At 60.5% G+C, this 20,646-nt stretch carries 24 protein-coding genes; 13 read left to right on the forward strand and 11 right to left on the reverse strand.

Annotation, left to right across the window (positions count from 1 at the left end; genetic code table 11):
• Positions 1 to 2 precede the first annotated feature (2 nt).
• The 3 genes from AC0L2R_RS13940 to AC0L2R_RS13950 are packed head-to-tail and all read left to right on the forward strand — an operon-like array spanning position 3 to position 3,648.
• Positions 3 to 848 carry a hypothetical protein gene (locus AC0L2R_RS13940; RefSeq protein ID WP_473509584.1) on the forward strand — a complete coding sequence of 282 codons (846 nt, stop codon included), beginning with the start codon at positions 3 to 5 and terminating at the stop codon, positions 846 to 848.
• Between the two features lie 56 nt (positions 849 to 904).
• Positions 905 to 1,552, forward strand: a complete 648-nt coding sequence (locus AC0L2R_RS13945; protein ID WP_473509586.1) for a hypothetical protein — start codon at positions 905 to 907, stop codon at positions 1,550 to 1,552.
• 2 nt (positions 1,553 to 1,554) lie between these two features.
• Positions 1,555 to 3,648, forward strand: coding sequence for a 3'-5' exonuclease (locus tag AC0L2R_RS13950; RefSeq protein ID WP_473509587.1), 2,094 nt, complete (start codon positions 1,555 to 1,557; stop codon positions 3,646 to 3,648).
• Positions 3,649 to 3,804: 156 nt separating this feature from the next.
• On the opposite strand, the gene phnF is transcribed toward AC0L2R_RS13950, so the two are convergent.
• Together phnF and AC0L2R_RS13960 are read right to left on the reverse strand one after the other, a co-directional pair.
• Positions 3,805 to 4,590: a phosphonate metabolism transcriptional regulator PhnF gene (gene phnF, locus AC0L2R_RS13955; RefSeq protein WP_236378600.1), complete on the reverse strand. Its 786-nt coding sequence runs from the start codon at positions 4,588 to 4,590 to the stop codon at positions 3,805 to 3,807.
• Positions 4,587 to 5,768: an alpha-D-ribose 1-methylphosphonate 5-triphosphate diphosphatase gene (locus tag AC0L2R_RS13960; RefSeq protein ID WP_473509589.1), complete on the reverse strand. Its 1,182-nt coding sequence runs from the start codon at positions 5,766 to 5,768 to the stop codon at positions 4,587 to 4,589. The genes phnF and AC0L2R_RS13960 overlap by 4 nt, the downstream gene beginning before the upstream one ends.
• A 120-nt stretch (positions 5,769 to 5,888) precedes the next feature.
• Between AC0L2R_RS13960 and AC0L2R_RS13965 the strand changes: the two genes are divergently transcribed.
• The 3 genes from AC0L2R_RS13965 to phnE all read left to right on the forward strand — a co-directional run bounded on the left by AC0L2R_RS13965 (position 5,889) and on the right by phnE (position 8,362).
• Complete coding sequence (locus AC0L2R_RS13965) at positions 5,889 to 6,746, forward strand: PhnD/SsuA/transferrin family substrate-binding protein (protein ID WP_473509590.1); 858 nt, start codon at positions 5,889 to 5,891, stop codon at positions 6,744 to 6,746.
• Between the two features lie 79 nt (positions 6,747 to 6,825).
• Complete coding sequence (locus AC0L2R_RS13970; RefSeq protein ID WP_473509592.1) at positions 6,826 to 7,575, forward strand: phosphonate ABC transporter ATP-binding protein; 750 nt, start codon at positions 6,826 to 6,828, stop codon at positions 7,573 to 7,575.
• Positions 7,568 to 8,362, forward strand: a complete 795-nt coding sequence (gene phnE / locus AC0L2R_RS13975; protein ID WP_473509593.1) for a phosphonate ABC transporter, permease protein PhnE — start codon at positions 7,568 to 7,570, stop codon at positions 8,360 to 8,362. Before AC0L2R_RS13970 ends, phnE begins: the two co-directional genes overlap by 8 nt.
• A 68-nt stretch (positions 8,363 to 8,430) precedes the next feature.
• Here phnE and AC0L2R_RS13980 read toward each other — a convergent pair whose 3' ends face one another.
• The gene (locus tag AC0L2R_RS13980) at positions 8,431 to 9,540 is read right to left on the reverse strand and encodes a calcium:cation antiporter (protein WP_473509595.1); all 1,110 of its coding nucleotides are present in this window, start codon (positions 9,538 to 9,540) and stop codon (positions 8,431 to 8,433) included.
• 396 nt (positions 9,541 to 9,936) lie between these two features.
• Here AC0L2R_RS13980 and AC0L2R_RS13985 point away from each other — a divergent pair, with 396 nt between their 5' ends.
• Positions 9,937 to 10,593, forward strand: coding sequence for a TerC family protein (locus AC0L2R_RS13985; RefSeq protein WP_473509597.1), 657 nt, complete (start codon positions 9,937 to 9,939; stop codon positions 10,591 to 10,593).
• Positions 10,594 to 10,704: 111 nt separating this feature from the next.
• Here the strand turns inward: AC0L2R_RS13985 and AC0L2R_RS13990 are convergent, their stop codons facing one another.
• Positions 10,705 to 11,835 carry a site-2 protease family protein gene (locus AC0L2R_RS13990; protein WP_473509599.1) on the reverse strand — a complete coding sequence of 377 codons (1,131 nt, stop codon included), beginning with the start codon at positions 11,833 to 11,835 and terminating at the stop codon, positions 10,705 to 10,707.
• A gap of 441 nt (positions 11,836 to 12,276) precedes the next feature.
• Complete coding sequence (locus AC0L2R_RS13995) at positions 12,277 to 12,714, reverse strand: CBS domain-containing protein (protein WP_473509601.1); 438 nt, start codon at positions 12,712 to 12,714, stop codon at positions 12,277 to 12,279.
• Between the two features lie 283 nt (positions 12,715 to 12,997).
• Here AC0L2R_RS13995 and AC0L2R_RS14000 point away from each other — a divergent pair, with 283 nt between their 5' ends.
• Positions 12,998 to 13,408: a DUF427 domain-containing protein gene (locus tag AC0L2R_RS14000; protein ID WP_473509741.1), complete on the forward strand. Its 411-nt coding sequence runs from the start codon at positions 12,998 to 13,000 to the stop codon at positions 13,406 to 13,408.
• Between the two features lie 58 nt (positions 13,409 to 13,466).
• Here AC0L2R_RS14000 and AC0L2R_RS14005 read toward each other — a convergent pair whose 3' ends face one another.
• Together AC0L2R_RS14005 and AC0L2R_RS14010 are read right to left on the reverse strand one after the other, a co-directional pair.
• A complete protein-coding gene (locus AC0L2R_RS14005) occupies positions 13,467 to 13,880 on the reverse strand; it encodes an HD domain-containing protein (RefSeq protein WP_473509603.1) in 414 nt (137 codons plus the stop codon).
• A gap of 149 nt (positions 13,881 to 14,029) precedes the next feature.
• Positions 14,030 to 14,284 (reverse strand): hypothetical protein, encoded by a 255-nt coding sequence (locus AC0L2R_RS14010; RefSeq protein WP_023799556.1) that lies wholly within the window; start codon positions 14,282 to 14,284, stop codon positions 14,030 to 14,032.
• Positions 14,285 to 14,535: 251 nt separating this feature from the next.
• On the opposite strand from AC0L2R_RS14010, the gene AC0L2R_RS14015 reads away from it, so the two are divergent.
• Positions 14,536 to 14,877, forward strand: coding sequence for a hypothetical protein (locus tag AC0L2R_RS14015; RefSeq protein WP_473509605.1), 342 nt, complete (start codon positions 14,536 to 14,538; stop codon positions 14,875 to 14,877).
• Positions 14,878 to 14,944: 67 nt separating this feature from the next.
• On the opposite strand, the gene AC0L2R_RS14020 is transcribed toward AC0L2R_RS14015, so the two are convergent.
• From AC0L2R_RS14020 to AC0L2R_RS14035, 4 genes are all read right to left on the reverse strand, one after another.
• Complete coding sequence (locus AC0L2R_RS14020) at positions 14,945 to 16,351, reverse strand: PAS domain S-box protein (protein WP_473509607.1); 1,407 nt, start codon at positions 16,349 to 16,351, stop codon at positions 14,945 to 14,947.
• Between the two features lie 170 nt (positions 16,352 to 16,521).
• A complete protein-coding gene (locus AC0L2R_RS14025; RefSeq protein ID WP_023799553.1) occupies positions 16,522 to 16,686 on the reverse strand; it encodes a DUF3309 family protein in 165 nt (54 codons plus the stop codon).
• Positions 16,687 to 16,972: 286 nt separating this feature from the next.
• The gene (locus AC0L2R_RS14030; protein WP_473509609.1) at positions 16,973 to 17,194 is read right to left on the reverse strand and encodes a hypothetical protein; all 222 of its coding nucleotides are present in this window, start codon (positions 17,192 to 17,194) and stop codon (positions 16,973 to 16,975) included.
• An 8-nt stretch (positions 17,195 to 17,202) separates the two neighbouring features.
• Positions 17,203 to 17,397, reverse strand: a complete 195-nt coding sequence (locus tag AC0L2R_RS14035) for a hypothetical protein (RefSeq protein ID WP_473509610.1) — start codon at positions 17,395 to 17,397, stop codon at positions 17,203 to 17,205.
• Positions 17,398 to 17,567: 170 nt separating this feature from the next.
• Between AC0L2R_RS14035 and AC0L2R_RS14040 the strand changes: the two genes are divergently transcribed.
• The 4 genes from AC0L2R_RS14040 (at position 17,568) to AC0L2R_RS14055 (ending at position 20,611) form a co-directional block, all read left to right on the forward strand.
• Positions 17,568 to 17,999: a hypothetical protein gene (locus AC0L2R_RS14040; protein ID WP_473509612.1), complete on the forward strand. Its 432-nt coding sequence runs from the start codon at positions 17,568 to 17,570 to the stop codon at positions 17,997 to 17,999.
• Between the two features lie 338 nt (positions 18,000 to 18,337).
• On the forward strand, positions 18,338 to 18,544 hold the full coding sequence (locus AC0L2R_RS14045) for a sugar phosphorylase (protein ID WP_473509613.1): 207 nt from the start codon (positions 18,338 to 18,340) through the stop codon (positions 18,542 to 18,544).
• Between the two features lie 117 nt (positions 18,545 to 18,661).
• A complete protein-coding gene (locus tag AC0L2R_RS14050; RefSeq protein WP_473509615.1) occupies positions 18,662 to 20,014 on the forward strand; it encodes a Do family serine endopeptidase in 1,353 nt (450 codons plus the stop codon).
• A gap of 159 nt (positions 20,015 to 20,173) precedes the next feature.
• Positions 20,174 to 20,611 carry a DUF2267 domain-containing protein gene (locus tag AC0L2R_RS14055; protein ID WP_091590070.1) on the forward strand — a complete coding sequence of 146 codons (438 nt, stop codon included), beginning with the start codon at positions 20,174 to 20,176 and terminating at the stop codon, positions 20,609 to 20,611.
• Positions 20,612 to 20,646 lie beyond the last annotated feature (35 nt).

Below are 20,646 nucleotides of genomic sequence, written 5' to 3' on the forward strand. Positions count from 1 at the left end.
ACATGGCCAAGTTTTCGCTTCCGAAGCCTCTCAATCACACGCAGCGGATATTTGCAGAACTCTGCGCCAAGGGCGGCGGCATCAAGGGAGGGCCCGCGCGAACCCGTCTTCAGGAACTTCTCAAGGAAAGCGGTCAACAACTGAACAAGCTGGCGAAGGAGGAGATCGACCACGCACTTGATATCTGTTCGGGCCGCAACCCTTGGCACGTCTGCTTCGCGGTTGGCGTCGCTTGGGGCCACCTGGCGATGTTGAACGACGACTATCTCGTAGCAGCGGTGAATTGCCTCGAGAACCTGAATGACCACGATCTGAAGATCGCCCGAGCATATCACTATGAACGTGGCGCGTTGCCTGTCGAGCAGTCGCTCAAAGGCGGCTATCAAATCTTCTCCACCATTGCCTTCCCCACGACCCTGCCTACAAGCCTAAAGGGGATGCGATCGGCGCAGGAGCGATGGCTTGGGCGCATTCTGTCAAAAGACAGACCGAAATACATCGGCAGCTGGAATGCGACCGCGATGTTCATGGTGGCGCTTATGTCTGACGATGCGCTCAAAAGCGCCATGACAACTGCCGAGGTGATGCTTCCCCCGGGCGGGCCGATCCACGCGGCTCTTTCGATTCTGCATCACACCCATGTTCTGCCGAGGAAGCCGGAAGGAAGCGAACTCGATGACGAGTCCTTCGAACCCGGGGCAATTCATGCCAACACTGGGCTGATGGAGGACCTTGCCAAAGGATGCGCCGGATGGGATCTCCTTGACGTGCACAGCGGGCTCTACCTCCTCGGCACGCGCTATCCCGACTCCGACAAGTGGCTGACAGAGGGACTTCTCCGGGCATGATCCATCCACACGCTGACAACTCGTTCTGAGCAGCTGATAAGGGGGATTGTATCTGGATGGACCATACAAGGATCGCGGTACTCGAGAGTAACTGGTGGCGAAAATCGAATGTATCAGTGCGAGGTTTGTTCGATCTAATAGCGAATATCGCCTGCGAGAATCCAAACGCCTATCACTATGAAATGGCGAATAGCCGATCAGCAATGAAAGAGGCCATCCCCCGTATTGGTAGCTACAGAGAATGTCGGTATCTTTACATTGCTACCCATGGTAATTGGGACGGCTTGCATCTCATCAACGGAGAGACTTTCTCACGCCGCTCCTTGCGGGATGCGTTCATTCAGATCCGCGAGACGCCACAGTCGAGGTTAAAAGGCGTCCATCTCGGTTCATGCTTGTTTACAACTGATCGCCTTGCTGACTTCTTGTACGCAGAGGACATCGGCGTGAACTGGATTGCTGGTTACACGGAAGAGGTCGACTGGATCGAGTCCTCGGCTCTCGATCTACTGTTTTTCAATGAGCTCATGAAGTGGGATGGTGACGCCGAGGGCCGAGTAATCAGGGCGGTCGCCGAAACCCTAGGTCGGGTCGCACCCGGACTCGTCAAGCAACTTGGCTTCAAGGTTTATGTAAGAAGACGTGGAGGTGGCATAGCGAACCTTCTCGATCAGCCTGGATCTACGGAATTTCGGGACATCTAATTTTGCCCACCATCCTCGCCGACAGTTTCACAGCCTCCCTCGCAAAACTCGCCAATGACGAGCAGAAGCAGGCGAAGCTGACGGCGTTCGACCTGCAGGCCAACCCGGACCAGCCGGGCTTGCAGTTCCACCGCATCGACAAGTCAAAGGACCCGAACTTCTGGTCGGTGCGGGTCAACCGGGACCTGCGCATCATCATCCACAAGACCGGCGGCAGCGTAATGCTGGCCTATGTCGACCATCACGACGACGCCTACAAATGGGCGGAAAGACGCCGCATCGAGACGCATCCATCGACCGGCGCCATCCAGATTGTCGAGGTGCGCGAGCGCGTCGAGGAAGTGGCGCTGCAGCCTGCATCCCAACCTATCCAGGCCGACCTCCCGTTTGATGTCGCTCCGGAGAGCATCCCCGCGCCGCCGCTATTCGCAAGGCTGACGCCGGACGATCTTCTCTCCGTCGGCGTGCCGCAGGACTGGTTGGCCGACGTCGCCGGGGCAACCGAGGACAGCTTCTTCACCCTGGCCACGCACCTGCCTCAGGAAGCGGGAGAGGCGCTGCTCGAATACGCCGCCACGGGAATCCTGAAACCCGCCGCCGCCCCGGTCGAAGACCCGCTTGAGCATCCCGACACGATGCGTCGGTTCCGGGTGCTGGAAGGGATGGCCGAACTTCAGGCAGCACTCGACGCGCCGTTCGAGAAATGGGCGGTGTTCCTGCATCCTCTGCAGCGCGGCGTGGTCGAGCGCGACTACTCCGGGCCCGCGCGGGTTGCCGGCTCCGCGGGAACGGGCAAGACGGTGGTGGCACTGCACCGCGTCATGCGCATCCTTCGCCTCGATCAGGACGCGCGCGTGCTGCTGACGACGTTCTCCGATCCGCTGGCGGATGCGCTGAAGCGCAAGCTCGCCGTGCTTGCGGGTGGCCGCGACGATCAGGAGGGCCGTGTCACCGTCGCCTCCTTCCGCAGGATCGCCGAGGAACTGTTCGGGCTGACGACGGGGCGAAAGGCGCATATCGCCGACCGCGAGACGGTCCGCGGACTGATCGAGAGGGCGGCGAACGATGCAGGCGTGCACGGCTTCTCGCCGCGCTTCCTGATCTCCGAATGGGAAAACGTCATCGACGCCTGGCGAATCGACCGCGCCGAAGCCTATGCCGAGGTGCCGCGCATGGGCCGCAAGAACCGCCTGGGGCAAAAGCAGCGCGAGGCGCTGTGGCAGGTGTTTTCGCGCGTGCGCGAGGCGCTTCGACAGAAGGCCCTGTTCACGCCGGCTTCGCTGTTCGACAGCGTGACACGGACATATGCGGCGCGTGCCGAAAAGCCGTTCTCGCATATTGTGGTCGACGAGGCGCAAGATCTCGGCGTTCCGGAACTGCGCTTGCTCGCGGCCATCGCGCCCGACAACCTCGATGCGCTCTTCTTCGCCGGCGACATCGGCCAGCGCATCTTCCAGCAGCCCTTCTCCTGGAAGGGGCTTGGTATCGACGTGCGCGGCCGCTCCATCACGCTGAAGGTGAACTACCGCACCTCCCAGCAGATCAGGCAAATGGCCGACCGCCTGCTTCCCAAAACTATCCGTGACGTTGATGGGCTAGAGGACGATCGGCGCGGTGCGGTCTCGGTCTTCGAGGGGATCGAGCCGACGGTGGTGATCGCCGACGACGAGGCCGCGGAGCGCGACGCTGCCGCTGCCTTCATCCGCGCCTTGCTCGAAGACGGCATCCCGCCCGACCAGATCGCCATTTTCGTCCGTTCCGCCCCCGAGATTCCGCGCGCCCGAGCGGTTGCCAAGGCCGCCGGACTGCCTTACCGCACCGTGTCATCTCAAAAGCCCGGCGATGACACGGCCGCCCTAGTCGGCGCCATGCATCTCGCCAAGGGCCTGGAGTTCAGGGCGGTGCTCGTCGTCGCCTGTGACGAAGGCATTCTGCCGCTTGCGGCCCGAGTGGCGGACGTCGCCGACGAGTTCGAGCTGGACGAAGTCATCGCCACCGAACGGCAGCTTCTCTATGTGGCTGCGACCCGGGCACGGGATCGCCTGTTCCTGTCGAGTGTGAAGCCGGGTTCAGAATTTCTCGAGGACCTCATATAGCGGGCGCTCGCGGCAAGGATACGCCAATGAGCCTTTGGCAGCTGGATTGCCATAGCTGAAGGCGAGTGAGTGACTCCCGCTTTCTGTGGGCCGCGCTCTGCATCGCGACCGCATGGTTTTGCGATCGGACCACGTGAAGACGAACATGCGCCATAATCAGAAGACGAATTCGACGGATGTCAGCGGCCAGCAGCCGCGGGTCCATTCGATTGGTACGCCGTTGCGGTCCTCGTTGACAGCATTGATCCGGAATACTGGCGTTCCGGGCGTCAGCCGCAGGATTTCCGCTTCATCGGGGGATGCAAAGCCGCCACTGATGCGCGTCTCGGCCCGCCGGTAGTTGTCGATGCCATGCGCGCGGAAAACATCGGTCACCGACTGACGCACATCGTATCTCTGCTCGAAGTCGGGGAAGAGATGCGCCGGAAAGAACTTGGTATTGACGTAAACCGGCTGCTTGTCCGACGTTCTGATCCGGCACAGCCGGATAATGGTGGTGTCAGGTGCGAGACGCAACCGTTCCGCCACGGCCGCTTCGGCCGGTTCCCGGACGATCAGCAGCGTATTGGTGCCGATTTCCTGGCCGTGGGCTTCGAAATTGTCGAGAAAGCGCTGTCCGTCGCGAACAGTGAATGTCGAGGGCAGGTTTCGCACGAAGATACCGACGCCCTTGCGGGCGGTGAGGTGGCCCTCATGCTGTAACTGCTGCAGCGCCCGGCGAAGCGTAATGCGGGTGACCGCGAGTTTCTCTGCCAGATGCGTTTCTCCGGGAAGCTGGCTGCCCGGCGCAAGACTGCCGCTCTCGATCAGATCGAAGATGTGATCGTAGATCTGCTGCCAGATCGGCGTATCGCTGCGAGGCCGAAAGACCAGCCCGTCAAAGGCCAGAAGGCGATTGCCATTGCGCTCGTGTGGTGTTGAAATTTTCGTGTCCAAGTTCATGAAACCTTATCCACCGGCGACCGCTGTGCAGACCGTCGGTCTGTGCGGGAGAGCCCGGAGCTATAGACAATTTGTCCATGGACCATGGTGGCCACCACACGCGGATGCTCTGGATCGCCAGCATCGACCAGGATCAGATCCGCCCGGCGGCCGGCAACAAGCGAGCCGCGATCGTCGAGGCCGGCCACCCGGGCCGGGTTTGCCGAAACCAGATTCCAGATCGAGGGGAAGTCGCCGGCGTCTGGCGAAGACAGTCTGAAGGCCGCATGCAGAGGCGAAGGGTAGTGGTAATCGCTGGTCAGCACCGTGCAAAGTCCGGCTCTGACGGCCTCGGTGGCATTCAGCGCTCCATTATGGCTGCCGCCGCGCACGACGTTGGGCGCGCCGAGGATCACGTCCTCGCCCATTTGCCGCGCGGCCTTGGCCGTTTCGAGCGTTAGCGGAAATTCCGAGGCCTTTGCGCCGAGGGCGCGAAAATACATGCGTTCCTCGGGAGACGCTTCGTCATGGGCAAGAAGCACATTGCCATTGGCCCGCGCAGTTGCGGCCAGCTTCCCGATCGCGATCTCAACCTCGGCGCGGCGGGACCAAATCTGGCCGAGCAACGTCATGTATTGCTCGCGGCTCAAGCCAGACCGCTCCGCCATCTGACCGATCTTGCGGGCAATCGTGCCGTTCAGCACCGACCCCGTGGTATGATCGTTGACGGCGATGATCGGCCGTGGCGAAAGCGAGAGCCATTGTACGACCTGCGCCATCTGATCAAGCGCGAAGGTCTCCCAGCGCAGATGCAGACGCGTATCGCAGCCAAGGCTATCGCGGAGATCGCAGACCGCGCCGATCAGCTGTTTGGCAGCGTCGAGCGAGCGAAGTCCAGGCTCCCACGACACCGTGACGCCGTGAAAGGCCGTGGTTACGCCATTGGCGACAAGCTGGCGGTCCGTATCTTTCAGCGCCAGCGCGGTGTCGAAGCGGACACCGGGCCGCGGCATGATCTGGCGCTCGAAGCCGTCGCCGTGGATATCGACGATCCCCGGAAGCACGAGCAGACCATCGGCATCGATTGTGGAGGCATGGGCCGCTCGCAGCTCTGACAGGGCGCCGCCGGTGACGCTCAGGTCCGCGGTTTCAAGTCCCCGTTCGGTAAGGATGCGACCACCCTGGATGTGCCAGTTCACTGTATCCCTCAAAAAGCAAAGGCTGCCGGTGGCGCCGGCGAAATGTCACGAGCACGTCATCTGCTGCGTATACGGATTAGCGGGTAACAGTTTCCTGTCTATACAGCAAAGGAAAAAACGATGATCCGCAGCATCGCAACCGCACTCGCCCTGACGCTTGCCTCCGCCGTTCCAGTGTTTGCGGAGCCAGTGAAATTCGCGGTAACCGACATGGAGGGACTGGAGGCTCTTCAGCAGGAATTCGGTGCTTTCCAGACCGCTCTTGAGGAGGCGACCGGCCTGGATGTCGAGCTGTTTCCGGTCAGTTCGCGGACCACCGCAGTCGAGGCGATGAATTCCGGGCAGGTCGATCTTGTCCTGACCGGTCCTGCAGAATACGTCGTCATGAAGGAATTAAGCCAGCCGAAGATTGTTGTCGCCTGGCAGCGCCCCGACTATTTCGCTCAGATCGCCGTGCTGGCGAATGGACCGATCCGCTCGGCCGAAGACTTGAAGGGCAAGAAGGTCGCATTCGGCTCGGTCGGCTCGACCTCCCAGCACCTCGGCCCCGCGCAGGCGCTGGCCGATTTCAACCTGAAATATGCCACCGATTACGAACCGGTAATCATATCGCGCAACATCGCGGCTGAGGCTCTCATCCGCGGCGACATCGCCGCTATCGGCTTGAATTTCGGCTATCTCAACTCGGTCCGGGAAGCATTCCCCGGCGTTGCCTTCTCGGTCATCGCACGGGGCCGCGATCTGCCGAACGACATTCTTGTCGCCCGCAAGGACATTTCAGATGACGTGTTCGTCAAGATCCGCGATGCCTTTGCGAAGAATGGCAATGAGCTGATGAAAGCGATCCTGACCGGCGAGGACAACCAGAAATTCAAGGGCGGTTTCTTCCTGACTGATGTCAGGGACTCGGACTACGACTATGTCCGCTCGATGTACCGCACGATCGGAATCGAGACCCTCACCGACTTCGTAAACTGAGGCTCGCTCCTTTTCAGCGACAAGGCCGGCGGCTAACCGCCGGTCTGTTTCGCAGTTCGGTCTCGGCCAAGAGGTCACTATGACAGCCATCATTCGGGCGCACGATCTTGCGAAGAGCTATGCGAACGGAAAGGTCATTTTCTCCAGTATCGGCCTCACCATAGCATCGCGCGAACGGGTTGCCCTGATTGGCTCGAACGGTGCTGGAAAATCCACCCTGCTCAAATGCCTCATTGGCCTTCTACCGTCGAGCGGTGGCGAGGTCGTCACCCTCGGCGAGAGCTTCCGCTCGGCGCCGTCCGTCGCCCAGCTGCGGCGCATTCGCAGGCAGATCGGATTTGTCTTCCAGCACCACGGACTGGTCAGCCGCCAATCGGTTCTTACAAACGTTTTGCAGGGCAAGCTCGGGCTGCCCGGCGGCTGGCGCGGCTGGCACCATTCCATCGCAAAGCAACACTGGCGCGAGGAAGCAATGCAGGCCCTCGCCGAAGTGCGGCTTCTCGGCAAGGCGGGCGCCCGCGCCGACGCGCTTTCTGGAGGGCAGGCGCAGCGGGTGGCGATTGCCCGTGCGTTGATCCGGCGTCCGAAGCTTTTGATAGCAGACGAACCGGCGGCAAGTCTCGACCCGGCGGCTGGACATGATGTGATGCGCGTCTTCTCCGAGCTGACCCAGGATCAGGCGATCACTTTGGTCTACACCACGCACGACATGGAACATGCTCTCGACTACTCCGACCGCTTGATAGCGCTCAAGGCGGGCAAGGTCTTCTTCGACCGACCGACGGCGCAGGTGACCCGCGCTGATCTGAAAGACGTCTTCGATGCATGACCGCCTTTCGCCGAGCCGGATTCCATCGATCTCGCCCGTCACTTTCAGCTTTGCCGTCGCTTTGGCCGCTCTCGTGATCGTTTCCGCCGGGCAGGTCGCACCTTCGCCGGAACAACTGGCAGGCGGGGTGCCCCGAATGGTCCATCTCGTCGGCCGCATGATACCCCCAAATGTCGAGCCAGGGTTCCTCCTGAGGGTTTTCTGGCGCATGGTCGAAACGTTTCAGATAGCGCTCGTGGGGACAGCAATAGGTGTCGTCCTCAGCTTGCCGTTTGCCTGGTTCTCGGCCAAGGACATAACCCCGATCGGCCCGTTCCGGCATATCTCCAGGATGCTGGTCTCGTTGTTCAGGACTGTTCCAGATTTGGTCTGGGCACTACTTTTCGTGTCAGCCGTTGGTCTCGGGGCGGTTGCCGGCACCATGACCATCGTCATCGATACGATTGGCTTTTGCGGGCGCTTCTTCGCCGAGGCGATGGAGGATGCCGACGAAAGACCTCAGGAAGCGCTGTTTGCAATCGGCGCCGGACGATTCTCTGTTCTGTGCGGGGCAGTACTGCCTGACGCCATGCCGTCCCTGATAAACACCACGCTCTTCGCGCTTGAAAAGGCAGTGCGCTCATCAGTTGTTCTCGGCCTCGTTGGAGCCGGTGGCATCGGCCAGGAGCTGAAGGTCGCGTTCGATCTTTTCCAATACAGGAATGCCTCGACCATCATTCTCGTGATCTTCGCCATCGTGGTGTTGATGGAGTTCGTGACGGATCGCCTACGCTCGAAGGTCCAGTAATTGCAGGCTAGGCATGTGCGCCGCAAATCGACAGAACGCAGCGATGGCCGAAGACGGCGGGCGATCACCTACGGCACGAAGATAAGGAACAGATAGGCGACAAACACGACGAGATGAACGAGCCCCGTCAGCATCGTTGTTCGGCCCGTCCCAAAGCTCACGATGCTGATGGCAAGCGCGAGGAGGAGAAGCACGGTATCCCCCGGACCCAGACCAAGAGTCAGGCTTCGTCCGGTGAGCAGGCTCGCCGCACCGATCGCCGGGATTGTCAGGCCGATTGTGGCGCAGGCCGAGCCGAGGGCGACATTCAGCCCTCGCTGAAGCTCGTTATTGAGCGCTGCCCGAACCGCCGATACCGCCTCCGGCATAAGCACAAGCGCAGCGACGAAGAAGCCCACGATGGCGTCCGCCTGGGTAATATGAAGAAACTCGAGCCCATTCTCGATGCTGCCGGCCACCTGCTCGGTCAGAAGAACGATCCCTGCCAGTCCGACAAATAAGAGGAGCACATTGGTGGTCACTCTCCCACCCTCAGATACATGCTTGTCATGTTCCGCGCTGGACGTCAGGTCTTCGATAAAATCGCCCCTATGACGCACCATCTGGGCAAAGACGAAGGCACCATAGAGAAGGATTGAAAGAACGCTCACGAAAGCGAGCTGCGAGGCGGAGAACGTACCGGGGCTTGTTGCAAGCGTGTAGTTTGGAAGGATCAGCGTAAGAACTGTCAGCGCCATAATGACGGCAAGCGAGGCGTTGGTGCCCTGTCGTTTGATGTCCTGATATCGATGCTTCAGCCCACCCAGGGTGAGGCAGACCCCGACGACGCCAGCGCAAACGATCATGACCGTCGAAAACACGGATTCGCGTGCCAGCGTCGGGTTGTTCTCGCCGTGCAGCATCATCGAAACGATGACCGATGCTTCGATGGCCGTCACCGAAAATGTCAACAGCAGCGTGCCATATGGTTCACCGAGCCGCAGTGCGACGGCTTCTGCATGATGCAAAACCACAAACACTGTCGCGAAGATGAAGATAGCGACGACGATCAACGCAAGGGTCTTGATCGAGAGCGGCGAATGCTCGATCGACGCGGCGCCGAAATGAATGAGTGCGGCCAGGCCCAAGGAGCCGATTGGGAACAGATATTGGCCGATCGGTCGCCGATGAGCAGCCAAGACGGAATTCCCTTCATCGCCATCGACGGTCACAGATCGGGTGTTGGAGAAATTGACCGAAGCCCACTGTATCAACCTTACTTGCGGCTGCCGACCCGTTCAATGGCCGCGTGGCCGATCGACCTGGCTTAACCAGCTTGCCGAGCGATGCCGCATATGCGGATCACAATTAAGCCTTGAGTTTTTGCGCTTGGGGCAATAGCTAGGTGCTACCAGGCCGGGCCCCTCTGGCAGTCCTTCAGGACTGCGATGTCGGACTGGAATTCCAATCCGGGTGGCCTGGCTTTGAGTTTTCTTCAGCTGTAGCGGCATTTCTCTTGTCATACGCGGTGTCCGCGTTGCTCTACGGTTATACTCGCAAGCCGCGTCACCCCTAGCTGAACGCAAGGGTGCCGTATGACAGATTTTTTCAGTCCCGAAGCAATGACCGCTCTCATGCAGGTCATCATGATCGACCTGGTGCTGGCCGGCGACAATGCCATCGTTATCGGCCTTGCCGCGGCCGGACTACCCAAAGAGCAGCGCAGAAACGCAATCGTCGTTGGCATAATCGCAGCGGCCGTTCTGCGCATCGGCTTTGCGGCCGCGACAACCCAGCTCCTGCAGATCGTCGGGCTGCTGTTCGCCGGCGGTCTTTTGCTGTTGTGGGTCTGCTGGAAGATGTGGCGCGAACTCCGGCAAAACCATGCGCAGGAAACACAGGCGATCGAAGCGCTTTCGGAGAGTGATGTCGACTACGATGGCGTCGTAGCTGGCAAGGCTCCGCGCAAGACCCTGGCCCAGGCAACCTGGCAGATCATCATCGCCGACGTCTCCATGTCACTCGACAATGTTCTGGCGGTAGCCGGTGCTGCGCGCGAACATCCGAACGTGCTGATCTTCGGCCTTGTCCTCTCCGTAGCGCTGATGGGCGTCGCTGCAAACCTCATTGCCAATCTGCTTCAGAAGCACCGTTGGATTGCCTATGTCGGCCTGGTGGTCATCCTCTACGTCGCTGGCGACATGATCTATCGCGGTGCGCTTGAACTTCTGCCTCATGTCGGGGGCGCTTGAGGCACAGAAAAAAGGGCCGGGACGACCTTCGTTCCGGCCGATTTCTGCTTATCGCTCCGCTACGATTTAGAGCGCACTCACCCGATCCGGCAGTGAAAAGAATCCTCGTGCTCAGATCCGTGTGAATCGTGGCTTGGCCCCACGCAAACGACCAAATCGGAAGGCATCCGACACGGCCGAGCGGATCATGAGCATCTCGCCTATGGTTTCGTGTGTCATGAGCCCGACCAACCGGTCGGAACTGTCGACGACGGCTACAGCAGGCACATCTGCCTGCTGCATCAGCCGCAGGCTTTCCTCGAGACTTTTGCGGTAATGTATTTTCGGGATATCGTGCCGCATTGCGCTCGCGACCGGTGCGGCGGGTCCCTTTTCCTTCAATGTCCGGATCATGTCGTTGCGTGTCACCAATCCTTCAAGATGGCCAGCGGAGTCGACGACAGGGAATTCGTGCTGCGTCGTCGCGAGCAGCATCTCGATTGCCTGGTCGAGCGTCGCCGACCGTTCCAGCCGGGCGAACTCGGTGATCATCACATCCGCGACAAGGACGCTTGTGGCTACCTCCCGGATCTGTGCGTTTTGCGCTTCCGCTGCCGCGGCGAGATAGACGAAGATGCCGATGAAGATCAGCAGCGGATTGTAGAACAGCCCAACGAAACCGAAGACGAAGGCCAATCCTTGCCCGATCGTGGCTGCGATCTGGGTCGCGCGCGACCACGACAGGCGGGCGGCGAGTGCGGCGCGCAGGATACGGCCACCATCCATCGGGAAGGCTGGGATCATATTGAAGATGACCAGGAAGACGTTGACCCCGGCAAGCCTGGCGAGAAAACTCATGCGCGGATCCTCGATCCCGGCCATCTGTTCGACGCCCGCCGACCCGCCGAGCAGGACGAAGATCAGTGCGGCGATCGCGACATTGACCAGCGGCCCCGCGACCGCGATCACGAACTCCTGCCCCGGCTCTTCGGGCATGCGTTCGAGCCTGGCGACGCCGCCGATCGGGAAAAGCGTAATGTCCGGCGTGTTGATGCCGAAATACCGCGCAGCGGCGATGTGGCCGAACTCATGCAGGACCACGCAGGCAAAAACCGCAATGATGAAGGCAACGCCATGCCAGGCCGCTGGCGTGCCGCCGATCTGATAGTGCGTCAGCCAGATCCAGACGAGCAGAAGCAGGAAGGTAAAGTGAACGCGCACGGTGGTGCCGGCGATCGTCCCGAGGTTCAGCGACCAACCCAAATCCGTCCACTCCGAGAGGCCTGACCTTCGCAAGAGGCCCCACCTTGGCAACAGGTCCCACCTTCGCAACAGGCGTTGGCAGGACGCTTGCAATCGTTCGAGAACATCAGGTGCTCAAGCTCATCGTCTGCGACTAAGGGCTGCCCGGCCGCGAGATGCCCGCCTCGGTGTCGCGCGGTCCCGTCGCAAGAACAGCTTATCACGACACGACATCCGGGTGAACGTCTCGGCGCGTGATCTGACGCGTCCGCGCCTGCACGATGATTTCGCCCTGTCGCGCTTTTTTCGGCGCTGAAGGACACGGTGCTTCGGATCGTTGTCATGGATGCTCCTGAACCTTTGCCGAAGAACATCGCAGAAGGCTCCGGCGGGGCGCCGGCGTTAGCCGACGCACCGCGAAACGAGTGATGTTGACCTTGCGCCGACATGTCGCGGCGTTAGTCAGTGAGCAGTCTGGGAATGCTCGCCGCCCGGCTTCGAGATGTCGCTTAAAGCTTCGCCCGCTTCTGCCGCTTCGCCATTCGTCGCGAGATCGCCAAGCGAGATGATGCCGACGAGCCTCTTGTCGCGGTTCAGAACCGGGAGCCGACGTACCTGCAGGTCGCCCATGTTTTCAAGAACATGCTCGACGTCTTCGTCATCGAAGCAATATTTGACCTCCGGGCTCATGACATCACGCACCTTCGTGTCAGGTCCCTTACCCAATGCTACGCCGCGGATCGCGATATCCCGATCGGTGATCATTCCGACCAGCCGGTCGTGGTCGTCAACGGGCATCACTCCAGCGTCGAGCCTGCCCATGTTCTCAGCCACTTCGCGGATCGACTGTTCGGGGTTAGCGACCTGTACATTCCTCGTCATGCAGTTGCCGACCTTCATGGCAATCTCCCTTAACTTGCGAAGCCCCGCCGCCGGTTCCGGTTTCAATCTAGGAAACGAACTCTTCGGCGGTAACGTTCCCTTGAATCTGAATGCCTCGCGGGAGGTTTTTCACCTGGAGCCGGAAGGCTGGGAGCGCCCGCGTCGCGGGCATCTTGCGGTTGTCTTTAACCACCCGATGTCGCCGGCTCCCCGGTGTCGCCGCTCCAATGAGCGTCTCGCGGCTGGAACCCTGATGGGCGATACGACGTTCCATGAGATCGGCAGCCAACGGAGAAGTCGAATGCAGCCCTTAGCCGCAAATTCCACCAGCCGTCCCGGCGCGCTGACGATTGCCCCGTTCAATGGAACCGTGACGGTCAGGTTCTCCGACGCGATCATTGCCTCGACAGAGCGGGCAAAAGTGCTCCATGAAGAGGGGCAAGATCCGGTCGTCTATATCCCGTTCGAGGATATCTATTTCGACCTTCTGGAGAAGACCAACACCACAACCCACTCCCCGCTGAAGGGCACGGCCAGTTACTGGCGGGTCCACGCGGTCGGCGGAGCGGCCGACGACTTCATGTGGGCCTACGAGACGCCCGACACGCCGGCATTGGCCATCGCCCGCCATGGCGCCTTCGATCCCAGCAAGGCGCGGATCGATGCCGATCCTGCCGAGGACAAGCGACATACGCCTCACATCCCCGAATAGAGCCTCGCATGAAGGTCGCACATCGGCCGATCACGCCACAGGCGACAATCCTTCGTCATCAGGAGAATTCTTCGTCGAGGATCCGCAGTCCGTCTTCATATTTCGATGTCGACGCGCCAATCTGCTGTGCCTGCCATAAATTGTCGGTAAGATCGGCGCGCTTGACCGGCAGCGCCAATGGGTTGGCTGCTGCTCTGCGCACGGAAGCGAGGTCGTCCTCGTCCGGCCTGCGTGTCATCGCATCGACGGCCGTTACGATGGATGTTCCGAAACCAGCCGCCTCGAGCCGCTCGCGATCCCAATCGTCGCTTTTCTCAACAACGTCGTGGAGGTAGGCAACGGCCTTCTGGTCGAGCGTTTCGACGGCATCAACGACCCGGCGGCAATGCTCGATATAGGGCTGTCCGGTTTTGTCGGTCTGCCCCGCATGAGCTTGCTCGGCGATTTTTGCCGCGCGGTAAAGGAAGCTCACTGCCTCGATCCTTGCTGGCCTGTGTGATGCTGCAACCGGCCTTGTTCCGGTCCACAACATGCCTCACCGAACGCGCGACGATTGCCTGAAGTTCCACAGAATGGGCAAGGCTTCGGCGCCGAACCATCTCCAGCGCCGCGAGGGCAGCCTTACAGCTTGCTGCCGCCCTGGTCGCGGGACGCTCCATCGACAATGCCGGAACTGGGCAGAATTCCAAAATCCTGCGACTTGGCACCTTGTGCCGCTGTCAAAAATCCGTCCGCGTGGAGACCGCGCCGCAGCAACTCCCTCACGGCCGCAGACCGGCTTGGCATGCGCCTTTCGAAGCGCCAGTTTTCCAAAGCAGCCAATTCCTCCGAGGTTAGCATGATCTGCAGTCGTTCGGGTCTTTCCAGCTCGGCCATTTCTGCCCTCCAGCCGCTCAAAGTTAGTATTTGTCTAAGAAGTAGGAAAAGCCTCGCCAGCCGTCAAGACCGGCTCATTGGCCATCGGCGTGAAAGGCTCACAGTTACCGTCAAGCGTCGATCGTGTAGCCTGAGCGGTATGCTAACTTGTTGATCTTGTGTGTTGTTTGATGGATTACGCTTGTCATTCGAGCTGCTATGGCACATGCTGATCTTGAGGGACAAACCGCTCCTGAAAGGAAGGGTTTTCCATGAGAGACGGTTATTCGGCCCATTTGTGTCACGACGTTAACCTGCAAGTTTGGACCGCCGCCCGGTGCAAGGGGATAATCAATGTCACTGCGGTGGCCGAGGCTGTGCGGCTGCGAAATCTCGCAGAAAACGTTGCGCTTGAAGACGTCGAATGCTTGGTGTTGCAAGCCGCCCAGTTCTACGGGGCGGCCATGGAATTCGACAACCTGACCGTGTTTGAACCAGGTAACTTCGATCGGCACTCGCTTGGCTGCGATGCCCTGCCTGGAAGAGGCGACGTCGATGTTCTGGAGGACAGGGCTGTTTCGCCTTATTTCCGCCCGCCGGACCAAACGCAATAGGTCTGGCCGAACACAGCCGGTCGCGGGGAAGGGCTCGGCTTCACGTCACGAGCGCGGCGAAATTCCTTCAATCGGCCGCGATTTCGGCCAGTGATGTCTGGACGAAATGCAGCGGCGCCTCGAGCGTCCAGGTGATGCCTCGGGCGTGGAACTCCAGCCGCCCGCTGCCGCTGAGAGCCTGCGGCGCCACCCGCTCGAGCACGACCAGTCCGAAACCGCGCCCCCTGACAGCGTCCAGGATTGGCCCGTCCAACTCACGCCAGACCAGTCGAAAGGTCTCAGCGCCTTCGCCCGCAGGGACCACGTGCCAATCGATCTCGATGCGTCCGCCGTTGCACGACAGCGCTCCATGTTTTGCCGAATTGGTGGCGAGTTCGTGAAAGGCTATGCCGAGATACTGGACGGCGTTCGGCTGCAGTACCACCAGTGGCCCGGCCATCGACACGCGGGACTGCGCTGCGAACGCCTTGAGCTGTGCCTGGATGAGCTCGCCGACCGTCGCGCCGCGCCATTCGGCATTGACCAGGAGATCATGGGATTCCGAAAGCGCCAGGATGCGCTCTCGAACTTGCCCGAGGAAAGCCTCAGGTGTGCTCGTAAGCTTGCTTGTCTCGCGGATCATCGAGATGATGACCGAATACTGGTTCTTCACCCGATGGTTGACCTCGCGCATGAGCAGTCGGATGCGCCGTTCGTTCTCCTTGTGGGAACTGATGTCGCGCGCGATCTTGGAGGCGCCGACGACCCGCCCGATCCCGTCGCGGATCGGTGAGACGGTGAGCGAGACCGAAACGAGCGTGCCGTCCTTGCGCAGGCGCATCGTCTCATAGGAGGGGACGCGTTCGCCGGCGCGGATGCGACTGATGATCGAGACTTCCTCGTCGAGACGGTCAGGCGGAATGAGCATCGTCACTGGCCGGCCGATCGCCTCGGCAGGCGTGTAGCCGAACAGGCGTTCTGCAGCATCGTTCCAGCTGGTAATGATGCCATTCATGTCCTTCGAGACGATGGCGTCCATCGACGACTCGACAATGGCGGCAAGACGCATGCGGGCTTCATCGCCCAGCGTCTGCGTGCGCAGGTCGAGCAGCGTGTTGATGGCACCGACTACATTGCCCGCTTCGTCGCGAAGCAGGCGTGGGTGAGCCCCGAATGGGACCAGTTCGCCATCCGGCCGCTCCGCAATCGCCTGGTCCCAGGAGACATCCCGCCCTTCGCGCAGCGCCACCGCCATCGGACACTCGCCATGCGCCATATCCCGACCGTCCAGATGACGAAGCTTCCACGAGCCGCACCATAGGTCCCGACCGATAACAGGACGATTGCCCCAGAGCTCAGCTGCGGCTTCGTTGAAGAAGGTGATGTGTCCCTGCCCGTCGACGGTGTAGATGGCGACCGGCAGTGCCTGCATCAGATCGGCAGTGGGAATGCCCGGAACTCCGAGGCCGACATCGGCTTGTTCAACGAAGTTCACTTATGGCGCCATTCTCGTGGATTTCTGAGCGGCTATAATGCCCTTGAGCGGTTTCGGTTCCGTCCGGACAATCACGTGCGGCCCCCTTTGCCCGCAGTCGCGGCGACATTCCTGGGCAAGGCATCAGGCCGACACAGGATCATCGCCAAAATTGTCCGCCTAATCGTGTACTAAATGCGCCCGAGAAGGACCAGGATAATAACGATCAGCAGCACGAGACCGAGGCCGCCGCCTCCATAATAGCCGGTGCCGTAGAACGGTCCACCACCCAAGCCGCTGAACCCGCCGAGCAAGATAAGGATCAAAATGATGATGAGTATGGTTCCGAGGCTCATGGTGGTTCTCCCATTCGTGCGCTGCCGCGCCGTACAAGGGCACGTCCATGCGCCTGTTGATGACGGTATGAACTCCCAGAGGGGGCTTCCTGTTCCACCGGAAGTAGCATCGCTGTCGCTCGTCTAGCGGGAAAAGCCGGTAGGCTGACGAGACAGCCCGCCGGCCGGGAGCCCGCGGGCGACAGGCTTTCTCAGCCTCGGACCGCCTGGAGGAACGGCGATCACAGCAAAAATGCCTGACGCAGTCGGAAGTTGCGGCGGTAGGCCAAAGTAGGCCACAGCCACTCTACCGCCCTTTGTTTGCCGGTCGGGTGCCGCCGCCCTTCTTTTCGGGCTCATGAGTATGGTGGCTGTCGCGTTCGCCTCCGCCGCCTGAGATCTTGCTGCGGCTGCGCAGATCGGAATCGGCTGGCGGCTTTTCTATCACCAGCGGCTCCTTGGCGTTTTCGTGCGATGCGCCAGGACCGCCATGGCGAATACTGGCGCGGGTCTTCTTCGACGTGGACATGAAATCACCTAGCGGTCCTGCTGATAGCCTTGATGGGTCGTATTGACCTTCGTGTTGACCTTCGTGTTGCCCTGCTGGCCCTGTTTGTCAGGATTTGGGGCGGAATGGCTGTGCTGCGTCTGGTCGACAGGAACCGACTTCTTGTCGCCCGGACCCTTTGGGCTCTGGTTCTCCGTCGGAACGGGTGGTGGTTTTGTGCTCATGACCGTCTCCTTTCACTAGCCAAAACAAGCAGGCCCCCGGGAAGGTTCCTGATCCGAACCGGGCGAGGGGCAAACTCCTGACATTGCCAATTCCGGCCTTGTCGGCGCGCCGCAGCGCAATAATCTTCTGTTAGGGCGTGGGCACTTCCACCTGTTGAAAGGAGCCGACCATGAAACACCAAACACTCGACCAACTGCAGACAGTTGCGAAAGTTGAGCCCTCGGCGACATACCCGACCATGACTCGGGCGCAACGGATCGAGCGTTGGGCAGAGCTTCTCGAACAAAATCCACGGCGTTGCCTCGGAGCCCTTTCAGGCACCGAATATCTCAGTCCTGAAGCTCGTGACGTAGCGCGTGGCGCGGGGTCGCCGATCACCGTTGCCTATGAGGATCCGGTGCTGCGCGCCATGGGTCTGAAAGATGATACCTACGGTGAGGCAAAGCGCTTCTTCGAGCTAAGTGACTGGCAGTTGCACAACATCGTCTGTCACTGTCACGTTGGTGCTACGATGCAAGCGCGATGGGCTGCCGCCAGAGTCCGCCGGACGATTACCGGGAACAGATTTCTGGCATGGCTGAGGGCAAGGCTTGTGCATTGAGGCCAGCCCAGAACGGTGACGACAAGTCTTGATCGTTCTCGTTAGCGGCTGGCCGGCAAAAGGCTGGTGGCATCGCCGGCGCCGCAGTGTTGATCGAGCCGACGCCTTGCATTCAGGGCGGCCGGACGAAGGCTCATTGCCGGGTCCCTTGTCGGAGGCAGGAAGCTCTCGATTCATGTGAACACGGCCCGCGCCCCTGATCCATGCCACCACCGATGCATCGTTGGCGGAATCTCGTCCCTGTGACATGCCCGCAATCGCGTCTGGGAACTTTTCTGGAGGCACATGGTTGGAATGTGCGGCTGAAAGAATCCGGGCCTGTGCCAAGGAGGTTCGCCATGAAGCTTCGCGAGTTTATGGACCAAGTGAAGGATCTGCCCCCGGATACCCTCGTCTGTGCCGCCGAGATTGACGAGGCCTTTGCGGCCAACATTGCCGGCATAGAAACAGTAGAAGGTGCCCGGATCGAAAGCCGGAAACCGGACGGCACCGAAGCTGTCGAACTCGCCAACGGGAACGACAGGGTTGTCGTAATCCGCTGGTGAACCGCTGGCTCATGCTGGAGCGGTCGCATGCTTGATCACTGAACGCTGGAGGAGTCGCAGGCCATGTTACCGGTATTGAACAAAAGACTTTGCGCCGGGCTGATCGCCGGAACTCTGATGCTCTCGGCCGGCGGCTTTGCTCCGCTCGCAGCTCAGGAAATCCCAAACGACTTCACGGCGATCGTGCGCGAGAAAATTCCGGCCGTGGTCGCAATAACGACCAAACAGATCATCCAGGACCAGGCGACGCTGGGCGACTTTCTTAGTCCTTTCGGCAGTCCCGGCCTCGGACCGGCGCAACCGCAGGTGCGAGAGGCCCTTGGTTCCGGCTTTGTGATCAGCCCCGAGGGGTACATCGTCACCAACAACCATGTCGTTGCCGATGCAAGCGAAATTCATGTCGTATTCTCCGACAAGGAGACGTTGCCTGCACAGCTCGTCGGCCGCGATCCGGCAACCGACCTCGCGGTGCTGAAGATCGATCCGCGGTCCAATATGACAACGACCGCCTGGGGTGACTCCGATGCAGTACAACCCGGCGCATGGACGATCGCTATCGGCAGTCCGTTCGGGCTCGGCGGGACCGTTACCGTCGGCGTGCTTTCGGCCCGTTCGCGCGACATCAATGCCGGTCCTTACGACGACTTTCTCCAGACCGACGCCTCAATCAATCGCGGCAATTCCGGCGGCCCGCTGTTCAATGCTCGCGGCGAAGTGATCGGGGTCAATACGGCCATCGTATCTCCCACAGGTGGCAGCATAGGGATTGGCTTTGCGGTACCATCCCGCACCGCCCGGAACGTCGTCGACCAGTTGATCCGCACTGGCCGGATCGAGCGCGGTTTCATCGGGGTGCGTCTCCAGGAGATCACCCCGTCGATTGCCGAGGCGCTTGGAATACCCGGCAGCAAGGGAGCGCTGGTCGCCTCGGTCGAACCCGGCAGTCCGGCAGAGCAGGCAGGCATACAGGCGGGAGACGTGATCACACGCTTTAACGGCAAGGACATCCAGAGCGTCCATGATCTGACGCTCGCGGCTGCGAGCCAAAAGCCGGGAACAAAAACGACGCTGACACGGAACCGCGGAGGCAGCCAACAGGAAATAGCTCTGACCATCGGACAACGCAACGATGAGGAGCAACAGACCAGCGCCGTTCCGAAGTCGGAAACGGCCGACACGCGTCTTGGATTGTCGCTCAGCCCAATCCCGGATGAGGCACGCCAGCAGCTCGGACTCCAGCCGGATACTACAGGCGTGTTCGTCCAGGAAGTGGCTCCAAACAGCCTCGCCGCCGAAAACGGCGTTCAGCCTGGCGATGTGATCGTCTCGGCCAACAACCGGGATGTGACACAGCCGTCGGACATCCAAGAGGAGTGGGCGAAATCCCGCCAGCTGAACAAGCCGATGTTGTTCCGCATCAGCAGGCAAGGGCAATCTCTTTTCGTTGCCGTGGCCACGGCCAAATCTTGACGGGCCAACTCTCGATGGAAACGCGTTAAGCTTGGCGAGCGTAAACTTGGCCGAATAGATCACACGCTTTCGCGAGAGGCGGCCTTTAGGGACGGGAACAACAGCCGACCAAGGCCGTTTCGTCCAAGAGTCATTCAACCTGTTGAAAGGAGGCTTCCGATGAGCGCCACCGGACTCGACGTATTCGACAAGACGCTGCAGACAACAAACATCTGGCTCGACGAGATCATGACCGAGATCGGACCGGATCGGCAGGTCGCATGGCATGTGCTTGGAGCGGTGCTCCACGCCTTGCGAGACCGCATGCAGCCGGATCTTGCCGCCCACCTCGGCTCGCAGCTGCCGATCCTCGTGCGCGGCGCCTATTACGACCAATATCAGCCCTCCACGACTCCCGAGAAGTTGCGGTCGCTCGACGAGTTCCTGGCCAAAATCAAGGCGGAGTTGGAATTCACCCGACCGGTCGATTCCAAGGATGCATTCAGGGTCGTATCCAAGGTGCTCGCTCACCACGTGGGAGAGGGGCAGATGATCAAGGTTTGGGAATCCTTGCCGGCAGAAATCAGGCGCGTCGCGGCAGCTCAGCAAGCGGCGTGAAATAGCGCCAGATACAGTTGGTCTCGTTTCTTGGG

The organism is Mesorhizobium sp. WSM4820 (genome assembly GCF_055811075.1).

Bases quoted from the DNA above. Each gene is read 5' to 3' on its own strand.
- AC0L2R_RS13940 (WP_473509584.1), top strand. From the start codon at position 3: ATGGCCAAGTTTTCGCTTCCGAAGCCTCTCAATCACACGCAGCGGATA.
- AC0L2R_RS14000 (WP_473509741.1), top strand. From the start codon at position 12,998: ATGCAGCCCTTAGCCGCAAATTCCACCAGCCGTCCCGGCGCGCTGACG.
- phnF (WP_236378600.1), bottom strand. From the start codon at position 4,590: ATGAACTTGGACACGAAAATTTCAACACCACACGAGCGCAATGGCAAT.
- AC0L2R_RS13995 (WP_473509601.1), bottom strand. From the start codon at position 12,714: ATGAAGGTCGGCAACTGCATGACGAGGAATGTACAGGTCGCTAACCCC.
- AC0L2R_RS14045 (WP_473509613.1), top strand. From the start codon at position 18,338: ATGAAGCTTCGCGAGTTTATGGACCAAGTGAAGGATCTGCCCCCGGAT.
- AC0L2R_RS14015 (WP_473509605.1), top strand. From the start codon at position 14,536: ATGAGAGACGGTTATTCGGCCCATTTGTGTCACGACGTTAACCTGCAA.
- AC0L2R_RS13970 (WP_473509592.1), top strand. From the start codon at position 6,826: ATGACAGCCATCATTCGGGCGCACGATCTTGCGAAGAGCTATGCGAAC.
- phnE (WP_473509593.1), top strand. From the start codon at position 7,568: ATGCATGACCGCCTTTCGCCGAGCCGGATTCCATCGATCTCGCCCGTC.
- AC0L2R_RS14030 (WP_473509609.1), bottom strand. From the start codon at position 17,194: ATGTCCACGTCGAAGAAGACCCGCGCCAGTATTCGCCATGGCGGTCCT.
- AC0L2R_RS13965 (WP_473509590.1), top strand. From the start codon at position 5,889: ATGATCCGCAGCATCGCAACCGCACTCGCCCTGACGCTTGCCTCCGCC.
- AC0L2R_RS14025 (WP_023799553.1), bottom strand. From the start codon at position 16,686: ATGAGCCTCGGAACCATACTCATCATCATTTTGATCCTTATCTTGCTC.
- AC0L2R_RS14050 (WP_473509615.1), top strand. From the start codon at position 18,662: ATGCTCTCGGCCGGCGGCTTTGCTCCGCTCGCAGCTCAGGAAATCCCA.
- AC0L2R_RS14055 (WP_091590070.1), top strand. From the start codon at position 20,174: ATGAGCGCCACCGGACTCGACGTATTCGACAAGACGCTGCAGACAACA.
- AC0L2R_RS14010 (WP_023799556.1), bottom strand. From the start codon at position 14,284: ATGGCCGAGCTGGAAAGACCCGAACGACTGCAGATCATGCTAACCTCG.
- AC0L2R_RS13945 (WP_473509586.1), top strand. From the start codon at position 905: ATGGACCATACAAGGATCGCGGTACTCGAGAGTAACTGGTGGCGAAAA.
- AC0L2R_RS14040 (WP_473509612.1), top strand. From the start codon at position 17,568: ATGAAACACCAAACACTCGACCAACTGCAGACAGTTGCGAAAGTTGAG.
- AC0L2R_RS14035 (WP_473509610.1), bottom strand. From the start codon at position 17,397: ATGAGCACAAAACCACCACCCGTTCCGACGGAGAACCAGAGCCCAAAG.
- AC0L2R_RS13985 (WP_473509597.1), top strand. From the start codon at position 9,937: ATGACAGATTTTTTCAGTCCCGAAGCAATGACCGCTCTCATGCAGGTC.